Source organism: Streptomyces niphimycinicus (genome assembly GCF_018883605.1).
Taxonomy (GTDB): Bacteria; Actinomycetota; Actinomycetes; order Streptomycetales; family Streptomycetaceae; genus Streptomyces; species Streptomyces niphimycinicus.
In genome coordinates this window covers 1-17,668 of sequence record NZ_JAHLEM010000073.1, presented here as the reverse complement: position 1 = coordinate 17,668, position 17,668 = coordinate 1, and the positions used below count along the sequence as shown (strand labels likewise).

13 protein-coding genes are annotated in these 17,668 nt (G+C 71.0%); 9 read left to right on the top strand and 4 right to left on the bottom strand.

Translation table 11 applies throughout. The features are described from left to right. Positions 1-201 precede the first annotated feature (201 nt). The gene (locus KN815_RS09010) at positions 202-1,161 is read left to right on the top strand and encodes an NAD(P)-dependent alcohol dehydrogenase (protein WP_216341230.1); all 960 of its coding nucleotides are present in this window, start codon (positions 202-204) and stop codon (positions 1,159-1,161) included. A gap of 148 nt (positions 1,162-1,309) precedes the next feature. Further along, the gene (locus KN815_RS09005) at positions 1,310-3,577 is read left to right on the top strand and encodes a HelD family protein (RefSeq protein ID WP_216341229.1); all 2,268 of its coding nucleotides are present in this window, start codon (positions 1,310-1,312) and stop codon (positions 3,575-3,577) included. Positions 3,578-3,651: 74 nt separating this feature from the next. Here the strand turns inward: KN815_RS09005 and KN815_RS09000 are convergent, their stop codons facing one another. Continuing rightward, positions 3,652-4,452, bottom strand: coding sequence for a TetR/AcrR family transcriptional regulator (locus KN815_RS09000; RefSeq protein WP_216341228.1), 801 nt, complete (start codon positions 4,450-4,452; stop codon positions 3,652-3,654). A 90-nt stretch (positions 4,453-4,542) separates the two neighbouring features. Between KN815_RS09000 and KN815_RS08995 the strand changes: the two genes are divergently transcribed. Next, positions 4,543-5,679 carry an FAD-dependent oxidoreductase gene (locus KN815_RS08995; protein WP_216341227.1) on the top strand — a complete coding sequence of 379 codons (1,137 nt, stop codon included), beginning with the start codon at positions 4,543-4,545 and terminating at the stop codon, positions 5,677-5,679. 108 nt (positions 5,680-5,787) lie between these two features. On the opposite strand, the gene KN815_RS08990 is transcribed toward KN815_RS08995, so the two are convergent. After that, positions 5,788-7,305 carry a glycoside hydrolase family 28 protein gene (locus KN815_RS08990; protein ID WP_216341226.1) on the bottom strand — a complete coding sequence of 506 codons (1,518 nt, stop codon included), beginning with the start codon at positions 7,303-7,305 and terminating at the stop codon, positions 5,788-5,790. Positions 7,306-7,507: 202 nt separating this feature from the next. Here KN815_RS08990 and KN815_RS08985 point away from each other — a divergent pair, with 202 nt between their 5' ends. The 4 genes from KN815_RS08985 (at position 7,508) to KN815_RS08970 (ending at position 14,435) form a co-directional block, all read left to right on the top strand. Next, positions 7,508-7,957: an SRPBCC family protein gene (locus tag KN815_RS08985; protein ID WP_216341225.1), complete on the top strand. Its 450-nt coding sequence runs from the start codon at positions 7,508-7,510 to the stop codon at positions 7,955-7,957. 240 nt (positions 7,958-8,197) lie between these two features. After that, positions 8,198-10,186 carry a glycoside hydrolase family 84 protein gene (locus tag KN815_RS08980; protein ID WP_216341224.1) on the top strand — a complete coding sequence of 663 codons (1,989 nt, stop codon included), beginning with the start codon at positions 8,198-8,200 and terminating at the stop codon, positions 10,184-10,186. 67 nt (positions 10,187-10,253) lie between these two features. Then, positions 10,254-11,615 carry an NAD(P)/FAD-dependent oxidoreductase gene (locus KN815_RS08975; protein WP_253208848.1) on the top strand — a complete coding sequence of 454 codons (1,362 nt, stop codon included), beginning with the start codon at positions 10,254-10,256 and terminating at the stop codon, positions 11,613-11,615. 132 nt (positions 11,616-11,747) lie between these two features. Next, entirely contained in the window at positions 11,748-14,435 is a 2,688-nt protein-coding gene (locus tag KN815_RS08970; RefSeq protein WP_216341223.1) for an SMI1/KNR4 family protein, read from the top strand. 72 nt (positions 14,436-14,507) lie between these two features. On the opposite strand, the gene KN815_RS08965 is transcribed toward KN815_RS08970, so the two are convergent. Beyond that, complete coding sequence (locus KN815_RS08965; protein WP_216341222.1) at positions 14,508-15,101, bottom strand: TetR/AcrR family transcriptional regulator; 594 nt, start codon at positions 15,099-15,101, stop codon at positions 14,508-14,510. Positions 15,102-15,236: 135 nt separating this feature from the next. Here KN815_RS08965 and KN815_RS08960 point away from each other — a divergent pair, with 135 nt between their 5' ends. Both KN815_RS08960 and KN815_RS08955 read left to right on the top strand, forming a co-directional pair. Further along, positions 15,237-16,427 carry a cytochrome P450 gene (locus KN815_RS08960; protein ID WP_216341221.1) on the top strand — a complete coding sequence of 397 codons (1,191 nt, stop codon included), beginning with the start codon at positions 15,237-15,239 and terminating at the stop codon, positions 16,425-16,427. Positions 16,428-16,432: 5 nt separating this feature from the next. After that, positions 16,433-16,648, top strand: a complete 216-nt coding sequence (locus KN815_RS08955; protein WP_216341220.1) for a ferredoxin — start codon at positions 16,433-16,435, stop codon at positions 16,646-16,648. Between the two features lie 21 nt (positions 16,649-16,669). Here the strand turns inward: KN815_RS08955 and KN815_RS08950 are convergent, their stop codons facing one another. Next, positions 16,670-17,533 (bottom strand): SAM-dependent methyltransferase, encoded by an 864-nt coding sequence (locus KN815_RS08950; RefSeq protein WP_216341219.1) that lies wholly within the window; start codon positions 17,531-17,533, stop codon positions 16,670-16,672. Positions 17,534-17,668: the final 135 nt, after the last annotated feature.

The following is a 17,668-nucleotide window of genomic DNA, read 5'->3' as shown; positions in this document are numbered from 1 at the left end:
GGCCGCATCGAGGACGCGCCGGCGATTGGACGCCGCGTCGGACCGCAACCCCGGACTTCCGGTGTCCCGAACACCGGTGCCGGGCGCTATATGAGAGACGTGAGCAGGCATGTTTCTCACCTTACGCCGACCGGGCGGTTTCCCCCTTTGCGCGCATTAGCGTGGCGACAACCCCGATGTGCGAAAGGGACGATGAGGGCGATGAGTGAGATGCGCGCGGCGCGGTACGACCGGTACGGACCTCCCGAGGTGCTGTACGAGGGCACCCGGCCCAAGCCGGTGGCCGGTCCGCGGGAGGTGCTGGTGCGGGTGCACGCCACGAGCGTGAACGGTGGCGAGCTCTTGGGCCGGGCGGGCAAGCTGAAGCTGGTGACCGGGCGGAAGTTCCCCCAGGGCACCGGCATCGACATCACCGGGGAGATCGCCGAGGTGGGTTCCTCCGTGAGCCATCTCGCGGTGGGCGACCGGGTGTGGGGGGCGACACCGCGCGGGACGTTCGGGGCGGCCGCCGAGTACGTGGCCGTCCGGCCACGTCAGCTCTCCGTCGCGCCCGAGGGTGTCGATCTGATCCGGGCCGCTGCCCTGCCCGGAGTCGGCACCACGGCCATCACGGCGCTGCGCGACAAGATCGGCCTGAGGAGCGGCGAGCGGCTGCTGGTGCGCGGGGCGGCCGGCGGCGTCGGCAGCGTCGCCGTGCAGCTCGGACACGCGCTCGGCGCCCATGTCACCGGGCTCGCCGGAGCGAAGGCGCTCGACCTCGTCCGGGAGCTCGGCGCCGATGAGGCGCATGACTACCGGACCACCGGGCCTACCGCCCTCGGCCCCTTCGACGCCGTACTGGACACAGTGGGCACCGGGCTCGGCGCGTACCGAGAGCTGCTGTCGCCCGGCGGTCGCATGGTGTCCATCGCCTTCGACGCAGACCGTCCGCTGTCCTGGCTGGGCTTCATCCTCCTCTCCACCGTGCACGGCTCACGGCGGGTGCGGGCCTTCTCCGGCAATCCCACGCATGAGCTCTTCGCGGACCTTGCCGCGTATGTCGAGAAGGGGGCCATCCGGCCGGTCATCGACACCGTCCATCCGCTCTCCGGCGTGGCAGAGGCCCACCGCGCCATGGAAGCAGGCGGTGTGCGCGGCAAACACGTCATCCAGGTGGTGTGAGGCCATAAAGAGGCCACAAAACAGAGAAACGCCCCGGCTGCCTTGACGGCCGGGGCGTTTCTCAGCGTATATTGGGGATTTCCATGTGCTCATGAATTTATGGCATACGGAAACCTGATGAAGTCATCGTATCCCGGCGGGAGTCGAATTGTCAAACGAGGAATGGGACCGTGAGCAAGAATTCCTTGATCTGCTCAACGGGCGCCTCGCCGAGCTCAAGGCACGAGCCGAGGAGTCGGTGACCGAAGCGCTGTCCCTGGAGGGCGCCACCTTCCAGGCTCGGCTGGAGCGCGATGTGCTGGTGGCCGAGCGGTCCGGTCTGCTCGCCGCGTTCGAGGCGGGGGAGCGGGGGCTGTGTTTCGGCCGGCTGATGTTCTCCGACGGCCGCGACCACCACATCGGCCGCATCGGCATCCGGCGCGATGACGAGGACCGCACCCCGCTGGTCATCGACTGGCGCGCCGATGTGGCACGTCCGTTCTATCTCGCCACCGGACACACCCCCATGGGGCTGCGCCGCAGGCGCCACATCACCACCGAGGGCCCCAAGGTCACCGGGTTGCACGACGAGATCCTGGATCTCGCGGACACCATACGGACCGGGCATGAGGGGTCCGACGCGGACGCCGTACTGCTCGCCGCGCTCGATGCCGCGCGCACCGGCCGGATGCACGACATCGTGCAGACCATCCAGGCCGAACAGGACCAGATCATCCGCGCCCCGCACCACGGCGTCCATGTCGTCGAGGGCGGCCCCGGCACCGGGAAGACCGTCGTCGCGCTGCACCGGGCCGCCTATCTGCTCTACGCGCAGCGGGAGTTGCTGGCCCGGCGCGCGGTGCTGATCGTCGGGCCCAACCCGGCGTTCCTCGGCTATATCGGGGAGGTACTGCCCTCGCTCGGCGAGACCGGCGTGCTCCTCGCCACGCTCGGGGAACTCTTCCCCGGGGTGACGGCCACCGGCACCGACACCCCCGAGGCCGCCGAGGTCAAGGGCCGCGCGGAGATGGCGGATGTCCTGGCCCGCTTCGTACGGGACCGGCAGACGCTGCCCGACCCCGCGATCGTGATCGACCACGACGACGGCGAACTGGTGCTGGACCGGGACATCGCCTCCGAGGCCGGTCACAAGGCCCGGGAGACCGGGCTGCCGCACAACCTCGCCCGCCCGCACTTCGCGTTCCGCGTCATCGACGACCTCACCGATCAGCTCGTCGACCGGATCGGCGCGGACCCCTACGGCGGGCCCAACCTCCTCGGCGCGGACGACGTCGCCCAGCTCGGCAAGGCGATCGCGGTCAACCCCGAGGTGCACGCCGCCATCGAGCGGCTGTGGCCGTCCCTCACCCCGCAGCAGCTCGTGGCCGACTTCCTCAGCGACCCCGTCCACCTCTCGGACGCCGACGCCGCGGCGATCCGCCGCACCGACGGCGAATGGACCCCCGCGGATGTCCCGCTGCTGGACGAGGCCGCCGAACTCCTCGGCCACGACGACTCGGCGGCCCGCGCCGCCGCGGAGGCCGAGCGCCAGGAGCGCATCGACTACGCACAGGGCGTGCTCGATCTCTCCTACGGCTCCCGCACCCTGGAGTTCGAGGACCGCGACGACGAGGAGTCGGAGGTGCTGGCCGCCCATGACCTCATCGACGCCGAACGGCTGGCGGACCGGTCCGAGGAGCGCGACCACCGCAGCGCCGCCGAACGCGCCGCCGCCGACCGCACCTGGGCCTTCGGCCACATCATCGTGGACGAGGCCCAGGAGCTGTCCGTGATGGCGTGGCGGCTGCTGATGCGGCGCAGCCCGACCCGTTCGATGACACTGGTCGGCGACCCCGCGCAGACCGCGGAACCGGGCGGCTGCGGCTCCTGGTCCACGATCCTTGAGCCGTACGTGGGCGACCGCTGGGAGCACACTCGGCTGGGCGTCAACTACCGCACCCCCACCGAGATCATGGAGATCGCGGCGCGGGTGGCCCGCACCGTCGACCCCGCCTTCCAGCCGCCGCGCTCGGTCCGCGCCACGGGGGTACGGCCCTGGGCGGAGCACACCGGCGACCTGCCCGGCGCGGTGGCCGCGGCCGTGGCGCGGGAGACCCGCAGCGAGGGCCGTCTCGCGGTGATCGCCCCGGGGGAGCGCCATGACGCACTGTCAGCCGCCCTCCCGGAGGCGTCCACCGGCCGGTCCCCGGACCTGACCAGCGCGGTGGTGCTGCTCGACCCCCGGCAGGCCAAGGGGCTGGAGTTCGACACGGTGATCGTGGCCGAGCCCGCGGAGTTCGGCACCAGCGACCTCTATGTGGCACTCACCCGGGCCACCCAGCGGCTGGGCGTGGTGCACACCGGGCCGCTGCCGGAGGGGCTGCGCGATCTGACCGACCCGTCCCGCCCGCCGCGTACGGGCGTTCCCGGTCGGTGACGCCCACCACCTGACGGTCGTCCACCGACACCGTCATCCGCGGACCTCGCCGCCGGACCCGCACGTCCGACCAGTCACCGACCCGGACGGGGCGGGTGCCGGTGGCCAGGACCGCTCACGCTCGGTGGCGGGATCAGCCCCTGGAGCAGCAGGGTGAGGGTGAAGGTGAACCGGTCGTGTCCGGTGCCCGAGGTGAGTTCCCGCGCATGGGTGACGGTATGGGGGAACAGGTCGGGCGGCAGCATCCGAAGCCGCTCCTCGATCTCGGCGCGGTCGATCACACGGCCGTCGACGTCCTCACCCTGCCGCCGGGCCGCGGCCGCCTCCAGGCAGTAGCCCGTGATGTAGAGGAAGGCCGCGTCGCCGGCCCAGGCCGCCTGTTGGGCGGGCGCGCCACTGGCGAGCAGGATCGCGAGCATCCCCTCGCCGACCCGCAGAGTCGCCAGATCGGCGGGCACCACGGTGAGCGCGGCCTGCGCGATACCGGGGTAGCGCAGAAACTGATCGCGAAGCTGTGCGCACACCTCCATGAACTGCTCCCGCCAGCACGCGGGGTCCGGTGCGGGGAGAGCGACCTGGGAGCACAGCCTGCCGATGAGCAGGTCGCCGAGCTCCGCCCGGTTGCGCACATGCGCGTACAACGAGGCGGGGCCGGTCCCGAGCCTCGTCGCGACTCTGCGCATCGTCAGGTCCTCGAAGCCGCCCGCCTCGACGGCCTGGAGAGCGGCGTCGATGATGCGCTCCACCGTGATGGGGGTCTTCTCGCGGCCGGCGGCCCGGCGCGCTCCGGATTCCGAGTCGGAGTTCCTGGCCGAGATCAGCGCCGCCCACTGATCCCGGGAGATTGCGTCACGTGCTGCCCGTCGTCCTGCCACGACGCCACCCTATCCGTTGACGAACAATGATCGCCAATAGAACAATGTTCGTCGTACGGTGGAAGGCGAACCACCGCGAAAGGAATCCCCATGACGACCTCGGTCTCGATCATCGGCGCCGGCCTCGGCGGACTCACGCTCGCCCGGATCCTGCACCTCCACAACATCCCCGCCACCGTCTACGAGGCGGAGAAGTCCGCGGGCGTCCGCACCCAGGGAGGACAGCTCGACCTCCACGAAGAAGACGGTCAGCTCGCCCTGGAGATGGCCGGGCTCACCGAGGAGTACCGCTCGATCATCCACCGAGGCGGCGGAGCACGACGTGTCGTCGACGAGCGGGCGCGCGTTGTCGTCGACCGGCCGGACGACGGCTCCCTGGTACGGCCGGAAACACTGCGTGGTGACATCCGTCGGATCCTGCTCGAATCACTGCCGCCCGGCACGGTGCGATGGGACAAGAAGCTCGTCTCGGCGACCCCCGTCGGAGACGGACGACACCAGATGTCGTTCGTGGATGGCTCGTCGGCCGTGTCCGACGTCCTCGTGGGCGCAGACGGGGTCTGGTCCAGGGTCCGGGCGCTCGTGTCGGACGAACGGCCGGTGTACTCGGGCATGAGCTACGTCGACACCTACCTTCACGACGTCGACACGGCCCATCCGCGCGTGGCCGGCCTCGTCGGGAACGGCGCCCTGTACGCCCTGGTCCCGGGCAAGGGATTCCTCGCCCACCGTGAAGCCGGTGACGTCGTCCACACCTATGTCGTGCTGCACCGTCCGGTGGAGTGGTTCGACGCGATCGACTTCACCGACACCCCGGCGGCGAAGGCACGGGTGGCGGCGGAGTTCGACGGCTGGGCACCGGAACTGCTGGCCTTGATCACCGACGGCGAGTCCGCACCCGTCCTGCGCAGCATCTATGAGCTGCCGGACGACCACCGCTGGGACCGGGTCCCCGGTGTCACACTCCTCGGCGACGCGGCACACGCGACCGTCCCCGGAGGAGACGGAGCCAATCTCGCGATGCTCGACGGCGCCGAACTCGGTACGGCGATCGCGGCCCACCCCGACGACATCGAGCAGGCCCTCGCCGACTACGAAACCGGAATGTTCCCCCGGAGCCAGAAGGCGGCTGCCGCCGCCCACCGCACCATCGACTTCATCTTCGGCGCCGGCGCCCCCGCCGGGGTCATCAGCCTGTTCTCGGCAGACGAAAGCACCTACGCCTGAGCCGGTGCGGCATCTTCGCACTGCTCGCGGAGCGCACCCGGCCGGCCTACACCCCCCATGAGGTGACGGGGGGTGTGGTCAACTGCCGTCGGTTGTAACGAGCGTCGGTTATGACGAGCAGTTCTCGCTGGATCCGCTGGTGCTCACCCGTAGCGCGCCGCCGGAGGTGTTGGCGCTGTCGGCGAGGCAGTAGCCGGACACGTTCTGGAGGTTGACGTCCGCCGGGCTGTCGCTGCCGCGCTGTGCGGTGAAGCGGTTGAAGCGCAGCGCGGTCCCGGAGTTGGCGATGACCGCCGGACGGCCGTCGTTCTTGGCGAACTTCACCGAGCTGTCGTTGAAGGTGATGTGGTCCGCGTTGTGCAGATACCAGCCGAAGGCGGGACGGGTGCCGATGCTCTTCGGGTTGTAGTCGTCGGAGTCGTTGCTGGGAACGCCGGTGGACATGGTGCCGTTCCCGCCGGGCACGGTGAGATCGACATGGTTGAAGGTCACACCGCTGATGTGATTGCCACCGGACTCGCCCCACAGCGTCGGGCTGAAGGAGGGGGTGTTACCGGTGCCGGTGATGTTGTCGTAGGTGATGTCGCTGATATGGCCGACTCCCGGATTTCCCCCGCACCGTTTTCTCGTTCCGATCTTCTGCATGATGGGGGAGTGCACATTGGTCATGGTGATGTCGCGGTAGTGCACATCGGAGATGTTGGCGCCGTCCATGGAGACCATGCCGAGCCCGGACTTGTCCGCACCGTTGATGGTGATGCCCTGGAAGACGTAGTCCGTGAAGTCACCACAGGTCTCGGAGCCGAACATCAGGGCGTTGCAGCATTTCGCGGAGAGATGTGAATCGGTCACCCGCACATGGCCGTTGGGCAGCTTGGCGCCCAGGGCGTAGTCGCTCTTGAAGACGAGCGCGTCATCGTTGGCGGCGATATTGGCGTTGGTGACCGTGACATTGGTGGTGCTGATGATGTTCCAGCCGTCGCGGTCGCTCGCCGTGTCGATGGTGAGATGGTCCGACGTCACGTTCTTGCAGCCGTTGATGAGGGCCGCGAAGTGGCCACCGCGCCGCAGGGTGATCCCGTCGAGGGTCAGCCCGTCGCAGCGGGTCAGGGAAATGATCTTGTCTGCCTGGCCGGAGTCGGGATTTCCGGTGATGAGGTTGTCCGCGCCGTCGATGGTTCCCGAGCCGGTGAACCCGATGTCGGTGAGCTTGTCGCCGTAGAACATCGCGTTGTGGAAGTGGCTGTGGCCGTAGTCCTGGTAGTCGTCGTTCGGATTGGACTCGGGCTTGTCGTAGGTGTCCGCGCTGGAACCGAGAATCGTGGCCCCGGAGTCCAGTTGGATGGTCACCTCGCTCTTGAGGTGGACGGTGTTCTTGGACTTGTACTGTCCCGACGGGAAGCGGACGATCCCGCCCCCGGCGCTGTTGGCCGCCGTGATGGCCTTCTCGATGGCGGCGGAGTCATTGCTCGAACCGTCGGCCTTCGCGCCGTAGTCCAGCACGCTGAACACCGGGGCCGCGGTGGCGGCCTCCTCATGTGCGGGGGCGGCGGTCGCCTGGGGCACCTGCGATAACCCGAAGACGGCGGCGAGCGCGAGCGCCGCGCCTGCGGCGAGTCTCTTCATCTTCGTTCTCCTTCTCCTGTGGAGCCGTGGAGATCCGACGTGTTTTTAGGTCTGGACCTATTTGACCTGCAATGATCCCCTTGTTGGGGCGATATTCCTTGATGCTGGCGCAGGAAAGGTAGGACCTCTCTCCTCTGTGGAAGGTAACAGGCGGATGCGAGCTGTCAATGGCCTCCGGCCGCCGATCGCCTACGATCCCGTTGTGGCCCACTTCCGTATCCAGCGGCGCACCCCCCTGCCCGTCGGCGAGACCTGGCGACGGCTCACCGACTGGCCGCGCCATGGCGCCCATGTACCACTGAGCGGTGTCACGGTCCATCCGCCGGGGCCGACCCGGGTGGGCACCGTGATCGTGGTGCGCACCGGCGTCGGCCGCGCGGGATTCGAGGACCCCATGGAGGTCGTGCGCTGGGACCCACCCGCCGATGACACTCCCGCCGGTGAAACTTCCGGCATCTGTAGGTTGGAGAAGCGCGGCTCGGTGGTCCTCGGATGGGCCGAGATCGAGGTGCGCCCCCGGGGCGGCGGGTCCGAGGTGGTGTGGCGCGAGGAGGTGCGGCTACGGGGGCTGCCCCGGCTGTTCGACCCGCCCACGGTCTGGTCCGGCCGGCTGCTCTTCGGCCGTGTGGTCGACGCGCTGCTCAAGGACTGACGGGCACGCCGTTCCCGCCGGGCACCCGGCTCCCAAATCGCCCGCCCCGCACGGCAACTGACGACCGGCGACCGGCGACCGGCGACCGGCCGGATCATCCGCGCTCGGCGCTGGGTAGGGATACGCCGAGCCCCGCCGGGGCTCGTACCGCGCACGGCACACCGCACACGCCCGGCATCACCGCACGGCACCGCACCGCCTGCCCCCGAAGGCCACCGAACGCCACGGAGAAGATGTCCCATGCGCAGTCGCTCCAGCACCCTGGCCAGCGTCACGGTGTTGTTCACCCTCCTCGCCCTGCTGCTGCCCACCGGCGTGGCCGCTACCGCGGCCACGGCCACCGCCCCTGGGCCGCTCCCGGTCGTCACCCCGCACCCCCAGGAGATGTCCCGCATCGGCGCGGACGTCCATGTCCCCGCCCGTGTCCGCCTCGTCGTCGCGGACGGCGTGGACCGTCCGACACGTGATCTCGTCACCTCCGTGCTGCGCCGCGCGGGGGCCTCGCGGATCCAGGACGGCCCCGGGCCGAAGCTGACCGTGACCGTCGGCCGGATCACCGACGCACGGGTGGTGCGGGCGCTGCGGGCCGCGGGTGGCCGAGTGCCCGGCGCACTCCCCGCCGAGGGCTACGCCCTCGCCGCCGGACGCGCCTCGGTGGCGCTCGCGGGCGCCGACTCGGACGGGACGTACTACGCGGCACAGACGCTGCGTCAGTTGGTTTCCGGCCACCGGACGATCGCTTCCGTCTCCGTCGCGGACCATCCGCTGATGCCGCTGCGCGGGGTGATCGAGGGCTTCTACGGAAGCCCCTGGACCCATGCCGAGCGCATGGACCAGTTGGCGTTCTACGGGGACGTCAAGATGAACACCTATATCTACGCGCCGAAGGACGACCCCTACCACCGGGAGAAGTGGCGCGAGCCGTATCCGGCCGCCAAACTCGCCGAACTCGGCGAGCTGGTCCGGCAGGCAACCGACCACCATGTGCGGTTCACCTTCGCCGTCTCCCCGGGGAATTCCATCTGTTACAGCGACCCCGCCGACATCGCCGCGCTGGAGGCCAAGCTGGACGCGGTCTACGACCTCGGGGTGCGCAGCTTCTCCATGCCGCTGGACGACATCAGCTACACGCGCTGGAACTGCCAGGCCGACCGCGCCACGTACGGAGACCCCTCGTCGGAGGCGGCCGCCGAGGCGCAGTCCGACCTGCTCAACGCGGTGCAGAAGGAGTTCCTCGACCAGCGGGCGGACACCAGGCCGCTCCAGATGGTGCCGACCGAGTACGGGGATGTCACCGACACCCCGTACAAGCGCGTGCTGCGCGAGCGGCTGGACGCGCGGGTCGAGGTGATGTGGACCGGAACGGATGTGGTGCCGCCGCGGATCACCGTCGCCGACGCGGAGCGGGCCGCGGCCGTATGGGGGCGCAAGGTCTTCGTCTGGGACAACTACCCGGTCAACGACTACGGCCAGGCCGAGGGCCGGCTGCTGCTCGCTCCGTACGACGCCCGCGAGCCCGGTCTGCACCGGCAGCTCTCCGGCCTGGTCCTCAACCCGATGAACCAGGCCGCCGCCAGCAAGGTCGCCCTCTTCGGCGGGGCGGACTTCGCCTGGAACGACACCGGCTACGACGCCACCCGCACCTGGCGGGCCGCCGCCCGCCACCTCGCCGGGGACGGCCCCGGCGCGCGTCCGGACCGTACGGCCGCCACCGTTCGCTCACTGCTGGCCTTCTTCGACACCCAGCATCTCGCGCCCACCTTCGGCGCCGAACCCTGGCAGCCGCAGGCCCCCGAACTCGCCGCCCGGCTCGACCGGTTCCACACCGCCTGGGAGGCGGGGCACGAACGAACGGCCCTGCGGGATCTGCGCCCGTACGCCCGGCTGCTCGCCACGGCCTCCGAGCGCATCCGGGCCGGTGCCGCCGACCGTGGCTTCGTGGCGGACTCCGCGCCCTGGCTGGACGCGCTGTCGCTGTGGGGGAGCGCCTTCGAGCGCACCCTGGACGCGCTGGGTGCACGTCTCGACGGCCACGAGGCCGAGGCCGCGCGGTGGTTCGCCGAGGCGGCGTCGGACGCGAAGCGCGCCGGGGAGATCCGCACCATCCCGGGCGAGACCCGCCCCGAGGGGCCGGTGCGCATCGCCGACGGGGTGCTCGACACCTTCATCGCCGAGGCGGCCGAGGTGCCCGGGGCCGCCGCAGCCGCCGAGCCCTCCCAAACCGCCTGAGCCTTCGAAGGGTTGCATTCTCGCGAAGATGGTGACGCTCGGATGATTCTGCACTACGCTCCGTAGCATGGGGGTGCAGGGGGAAAGTACCGGACGAGGGACCGCGGTGGTGATCGGCGGAGGTCTCGCCGGGATGCTGACCGCATGGGCGCTGCGTGGATATGCCGAGCGCATCGTCGTAGTCGAGCGCGACCGCTATCCCGAGCGGCCCGCGTTCCGCTCGGGTGTTCCACAGGGGCGCCACGCGCATCTGCTGCTGGAGGCCGGGCATCGGGCGCTGGAGGCGCTGATGCCCGGTGTGCGCGAGGAGTTGACGGCCGCCGGCGCGGTGCGCGTGCCCATGTCGGGCGTGCGCTGGCTGAGCGCGGCCGGGTGGCTCGCGAAGTACGAGAGCGAGGTCGCGTTCCTCTCCTGCACCAGACCGCTGCTCGACCATACGGTGCTGCGCCGGGTGCGCGGCGAGCCCACGGTGCGATGGCTGGAGAACACGGACGTCGTCGGGCTCCTCGGCGCACCGGGCGAGGTGACGGGCGCTCAGGTCCGGGCGCGTGGCGACGCCCGCGCCGAGGTGCGCGAGGTGCGCGCGGAGCTGGTGGTCGACGCCTCCGGGCGCACCTCCGCGCTCCCGTCCTGGCTGGCCCGGCTGGGCTGCCCGCCCGCCCCGGAGGAGCGCGTCGACGCGGGCGTGTCCTACGCCAGCCGGCTCTACGATCGCCCCGCCGGGCCGGATCCGGACTTCGCCGCGCTCTATCTACAGACCAAGGCCCCGGACGCGCCGAGGCTCGGCGTGGCGCTGCCCGTGGAGGACGGCCGGTGGATCGCCAGCCTCGGCAGCATGCGCGGGGCGCAGGCCGAGCCCGGCGCGGCCGGTTTCGACCGGCAGTTAGGTCTGCTGCGGGACCCGAGCCTGCGCGAGCTGCTGGCCGATGCCGAGCCCGCCGGTGCGGTCCGCGGCTTCTGGCCCGGCCCCGGTGTGCGGCGGCACTACGAGCGCCGGGCGCCGCGCGGCCTGGTGGTCATCGGCGACGCCGTGTGCACCTTCAACCCGGTCTACGGCCAGGGCATCACCGTGGCCGCGCTCGGCGCCCGCGCCCTGCGCGCCGCCGCCGAGCGCCACGGCGGCATCGGACACCGTACGGCGCACACCGCCCGTAAGGGCATCGCGGCCGCCACGAACACCGCCTGGATGCTGTCCTCCAGCGAGGATGTGCGCTTCCCCGCCACCACGGGCGGACCCGCCGGAATGTCGGTGCGGGCCCAGCACCGCTATCTGGACCGGGTCATGCGGCGCGCCACCGTCGACCCACGGGTCTGCAAGGCCCTGCATGAGGTGATGTCGCTGGTCGCCGCCCCCACCGCGCTGATGCGACCCGCCGTCCTGGGAGCCGTGCTGCGCGGGGGAGGGAGCGGCCGACCCACATCCCCCTAGTGATCGTCGCGGCGGCCGGACGCTGCCGGTGGACCGCCCTAGCATCGACAGCATCCGGGTGTTGAGGCCACCCGCACCCCTGCCCCGACGGCACGTCAACGGACGTCCACACGGCCCCAACAGGAGCACAGCGTGCGAGCGACATTCGCGGATTTCACCATCGATCCGCCTCGATTCGGCAATGGCACGGCCCGCTACGAGCGATGCCATCCCGACCGTGACCGCCTCGCGATCGGCGCGGGCGGCCGGGTCGAACTCGACTTCGCGCTGGACGACGGCGAACTGCCCGAACAGCTCACGCTGACCCTGATCGCGCGGGTCTCACCGCTGGGCGAATCACTAGGATGCGCGCCGATCGACATCACCGTCAACGGGCATGCGGTGATCGAGCGGTTCACCGTGCCCGGCGGCGCCCGCCCCCGGGAGGTGGCCTTCGCGGTCCCCGGCGAGGCACTGGCGGCGGGCACCAACACGCTGTGCGTCCGCGGCTGCGCCGAGGCCCGCGGCCTGCTCTGGCTGTACCGGATCACTGTCGAGCCCTCCCGCATCTGTGCCCGAATCCACCTCATGACGGAGGAACAGCCCGCCGAGGCCGCGGTGTGCGTCTACCGCACCGAGTGGCGCGCCCCGGGCTCCGCCGAATGGCGGCCCGCCCCACGGCTGCTGGTCCATCTCGACCGGGGCGAGGGCTCGCTCCCCGCCCGGCTCGCCTGGCGCGGACAGGACGGCGCGGAGGCGTCGATCGGCTTCCAGCCGGCGATGACGGAGTTCTACGGACACCGCCGGGCCGCCGACGGCACGCTCACCGAGTACCGGGGGACGCTGGAGGGCCGCTCGGCCCTCCGGGACAGCGCGCTGGAAGAGGTGATGCACCGCTTCCGTACGGAGGAGGGCGGCGCGGCCGGGGGCGGCCGGCACCTCCGCCAGGAGCTGCGCCTGCTGATCGAGGACGGGGGGCCGCCCGTCGAGCGGGTGATGTGGGGCGACCCGTCGGGGCACTCGGGCACGGTGTCCCTGCTCGCCGCCGAGCCCGGTCCGGAGGCGGAGGTGACCGACCTGGTCACCAGGGTCCGGGCGCACAGCGAGTTCACCGAGGCGGGCGAGGTCGCGGAGAACCTGCTGCACGACTCATGGCACAAGTGGCTGGGCCATGGCGGCCGCGCCTGGCTGGAGTTCACCCTGCGGCGGCCGGTCGCCGTCGGCCACTACGTCCTGACCTCGGCGAACGACGTTCCCGGCCGCGACCCCAAAGACTGGACCCTCAAGGGCTCGAACGACGGGGAGCACTGGGTGGACCTCGACTCCCGCGTGGAGGAGAGCTTCGCACATCGCCATCAGCCCCGGGGGTTCACCTTCCCCGCCCACACCGCCTACGGCCGCTACCGCCTGGAGATCACCCGGAACGCGGGGGAGGACCATGTCCAGCTCTCCCAGGTCCGGTTCTTCACCTCCGCCCCCCATCCGAGGGGCTTCATCGGCCACTACCAGCGGGCGGGCGAGGCACCGACCGGATACCGGGGCACATCGCTGTCGGCCACCCCGGAACCGGGGTCGCCGAGGGCGCTGCCGCGGACCGTCGAGCAGTGGCGGTCCTATCTGGCGGAGTACAGCGCGGCCATCCTGCGGGTGGCCGACGACGAGGACCTGAGCGGGGTCGGCGACGATCAGCGGGCGGCCGGCTGGCTCGGATTCGAGGGCGCGGACGAGGAGAGCGTCCTCGCCCTGGAGGAGCGGCTCGGCACCCGGCTCCCGCCGAGCTACCGGGCCTTCCTGGGCGCCTCCGACGGCTGGCTGAACATCAGCCCGTTCATGTGGCGGATGCGTGCGGCCAAGACCGTCGGCTGGCTCCGCGAGGCCGACCCCGAGACCTGGAGCGTCATCCGCGGCGGCGAGGGCGAGGACTGGGACGACACCGCGTTCATGGACCGGGCGCTGCTGGTCTCCGAGGAGGGCGACGCCCAGCACTGGCTGCTGGACCCCGCCGATGTGTCCGAGGACGGGGAGTGGGCCGCGTACATCTGGGCGAGCTGGTATCCGGCCCTGGGCGACCGGCATGCCTCGTTCGCCGAGCTGGTCGCCGAGGAGCGCACCGGTTTCGAGGACCAGGCGGCCATGGAGGTCCGCATGGCGCGCCCCGGGAGCGCCGGGGAGCTGGTGGCCGAGGGCCGGGCGCAGGCTCTGCGGGGCGAGGTGCGCAAGGCGATGGCCACCTTCGAGCAGGCCGCGGTCAAGGGCTCGGGCGCCGGCGCGTATCTGGGGATCATCCTCGGGGCGTTCCTCGACATCAGCGTCGCCCACCACTGGATCCGCAACCGGGTCCTGGGGGACCCGCATGTGATCGAGGTGATCGGCATGGAGCAGATACGGGCCGAGGCCGCCCCGCTCTATCTGCGCTGTGCGGCCGAGGAGTGGACCGGCGCCCCCGGTGGCTATGTCTCGGCCCTCGGCGACATCCTGCCGCGGCTCCCGGACGGCGTGGACGGTGTCGTGGGCGCGGGCGGGGTGTCCGCGGGCGGCGCCGCCACCGAGGGCGACGACACCGCCGCCTGGGTGGCCCGGGCCGCCGCCTTCGTTCCCCCGGCCCTGCCCGAATCCCGCACCTTCCAGCAGGCGCTGGACCTGGCCAGGGCGCTGGCCGACCGGGGCGCCATCGATCAGTCCTGGGCCGTGATCGAGGCCGCCCTGCCGCACTGGCACTCCGACTCCCCGCACCGCATCGCCCCGGTGGTCCTCCTCACCGATCCGGCGTTCCGCGAGGTGATCACCCCGGCCCGGGCCCGTCGCGTCGTCACCACGCCCCGGGGAGAGTTCCGGGAGTAGGCCCCCGCCCTTTGACGGCCCGCCGTCCCACGCCCTGCTTTCCCGCCGCCCGCTCTCCTATGACCCGTGCTTCTACCGCCTGCCGTCCGCCGCCGGAAGGCCGTCCAGGAGGGTGCCGAGCGCGGCCGTCACCAGCGCGCACACATCGTCCGGGTCCGCGTCGGCCAGCGGCTCCTTGCCCACCAGCACCCGCATCATCCCTATGCCGAGCAGCCAGGACAGCGCCAGATCCGCCCGCAGCTCGCGATTGTCGGCGCTGGACAGGGAGGCCAGCACCCGCGCGTAGTCGTCGCTGATGGCGCGCACGGCCGTACCGATCTCGTCACCGCTGTCCACCGAGCGCAGCAGCGTCGCCAGCGCGCGGGTGCCCGGTTCCTTCGCGCCATGGCCGAGCAGCCCGCGCAGGGCCGTCTCCGGCAGCTCATGGGGTGGGGTGGTGCGCAACTGCTCCTCCCCGTTGTGTGCGATCACCTCGCCGAACAGCGCTCTCTTCGAGCCGAAATAGCGGAACAGCAGCGCCTGGTTGACCCCGGCGCGATCGGCGATGTCCCGCACCGTCGCCCGTTCATAGCCCCGCTCGGCGAACAGCGCCGCCGCGGCTTCCAGCAGCCGCCGACGTGTGTTCCGCGCATCCCGCCGCTGTCCCTCGGACACGGTCGTCCCCATCACGACACACCCCTCTCGTCAGCTTGCGGCGATGTACCCGTCGGGCCGTCGGATCAACGGCGCAAAGGGGCCGTTGACCGTACCAGCCGACGGCTCCTACGTTTGTAAGCACGTGCTTACGCAAGGGAGGTCACGGTGACCACAGCGGAAACGACACCCCTCACCTATCCCTTCAACTCCTCCGACGGGCTGGCGCTCAGCGAGGCGTACGAACAGGCCAGGAACCGCACCGGATTACTCCGGGTGTGCTTGCCCTACGGCGAGCCCGCCTGGCTGGTCACGCGGTACGCCGACGCCCGGATGGTGCTCGGCGACCGGCGCTTCAGCCGTGCGGAGGCGCTCCACCACGACGAGCCACGGCAGTCCGAGGGCCGGCGCGACAGCGGCATCCTGACCATGGACCCGCCCGACCACACCCGGCTGCGCACCCTCGTCGCCAAGGCGTTCACCGTCCACCAGGTGGAGAAACTCCGCCCCTGGGTACGGCAGTTGACCCATGATCTGCTCGACGACCTGGAGGCGGCGGGGCCACCGGCCGATCTCGTGGACCGCTATGCCCTGCCCATTCCGGTCGGTGTCATCTGCGCCATGCTCGGCGTCCCGCAGGAGGACCGGCCGAAGTTCCGGATCTGGAGCGACGCCGCGCTGTCCACCAGCTCGCTGACCGCCGAGGAGTCCGACCGCAACACCGATGAGCTGCGCGCCTATATGGCCGGGCTGATCGAGGTCCATCGCAGCAGCCCCCGGGACGACATCATGACCTCGCTGATCGAGGCGAGGGACGCGGGCGACCGGCTGTCCGAGCTCGAACTCGTCGATCTGTGCGTGGCCATCCTGGTGGCCGGGCACGAGACCACGGCCACCCAGATCCCCAACTTCGTACTGACGCTGCTGGAGCATCCGCAGGAGCTGCGGCGGCTGCGCGAGAACACCGATCTGCTGAACGGTGCCGTCGAGGAGCTGCTGCGCTTCGTCCCGCTGGGCATGGGGGCCTCCCAGGCCCGCTACGCCACCGAGGACGTCGAGGTGGGCGGCACCCTGGTGCGCGCCGGGGAGCCCGTGCTGGTCGCGGTGGGCTCGGCCAACCGCGACGCGCTGCGCTTCGATACGCCGGGCACCCTGAACGTCGCCCGCCCCGTTGGCCAGCACCTCGGCTTCGGCCATGGTGTGCACCACTGCCTGGGCGCGCCGCTGGCCCGTCTGGAGCTTCAGGAGGCACTCGGCGCGCTGATCGCCCGCTTCCCGGAGCTGCGGGTGGCCGGGGATGTGGAGTGGAAGGGCCAGATGCTGGTCCGCGGGCCCCGTGTCATGCCGATCGCGTGGTGAGCGGGATGACCTGGAAGGCGGAGATCGACCCCGGCCGGTGCATGGCGTCCGGCATGTGCGCCGGAATCGCCCCCGACCTGTTCGTCCTCGGCGAGGAGCACGCCCGGCCGCGACACGAGGAGGTCCCGGAGGAGGAGCGGGTGCTGGACGCGGCGGACTCCTGTCCCGCGCTGGCGATCACCATCCGCGACGGCACCACGACCGTCGGACCGCGTCCCTGACCCCTGTCCGGGAACCCCGTGTCAGGACTTCTGGGCGACACCCGCCCAGAAGGACACCTCTTCGTCGGTCACATCGCCGGTCTCCACCTTGGAGTCCGTTTCGGCCAGGTCGGTGCGCCACCGGTGCGGCACCTCCAGGCCCGGTTCGGCCAGCTCCAGCCCGGTGAAGAAGCGTTCCACCTCGTCCCTGGTGCGGATCTTCCCCGGAATGCCCCCCTTGTTGTAGATCTGCACGGTCTTCTGGGTGGCCTCGGGGTCGAAGTCCGGGGTGATGTGGCTCAGCACCAGATAGGAGCCGGGGGCGAGCGCGTCGACGAGCTGCTGCACTATCTCGTACGGGCCCCACTCGTCGGGGACGAAGTGCAGCAGCGAGACCAGGCTCAGCGCGACGGGCTTGGACAGGTCCAGCACCTCGGTGAGATCGGGCGAGGCGAGGATGTTCCCGGGCTCGGTGACGTCCCCGTGCACATAGGCGGTGCGGCCCTCGGGGTGGCTCTTGAGCAGGGCCTGGGCATGGGCGAGGACGATGGGGTCGTTGTCCACGTAGACGACCCGGGAGTCCGGGGCGATTCCCTGGGCGACCTCGTGCAGATTGGGCCGGGTGGGAATGCCGGTGCCGATGTCGAGGAACTGGCGGATGCCCCGCTCGGCGGCGAGGAAGCGGATCGCGCGGTGCATCCAGGCCCGGTTGGTCCGGGCGGCGATCATGACACCCGGCCAGAGGGCGAGCACCTTGGCCGCGGCCTCACGGTCGGCGACATAGTTGTCCTTGCCGCCCAGGAAGTAGTCGTACATCCGGGCGCTGTGCGGTCGCCCCTGGTTGAGAGGGGTGTTAGGGGGCTCCGGCCCGCTTCCGGTCTGGGATGCTACCCCTTGCGCGGTCACGTGGTGTTCTCCTCCGTATCCGGGCGCGATCGCTCGCGTCCGCGGCCGACTGTTCCCAGGATGGTAAACCGCCCGCCGGTACGGGGAAGTTGAGGGGCCCGGTCGCGGCCGGCGCCGTTACGCGCCGGCCGCACC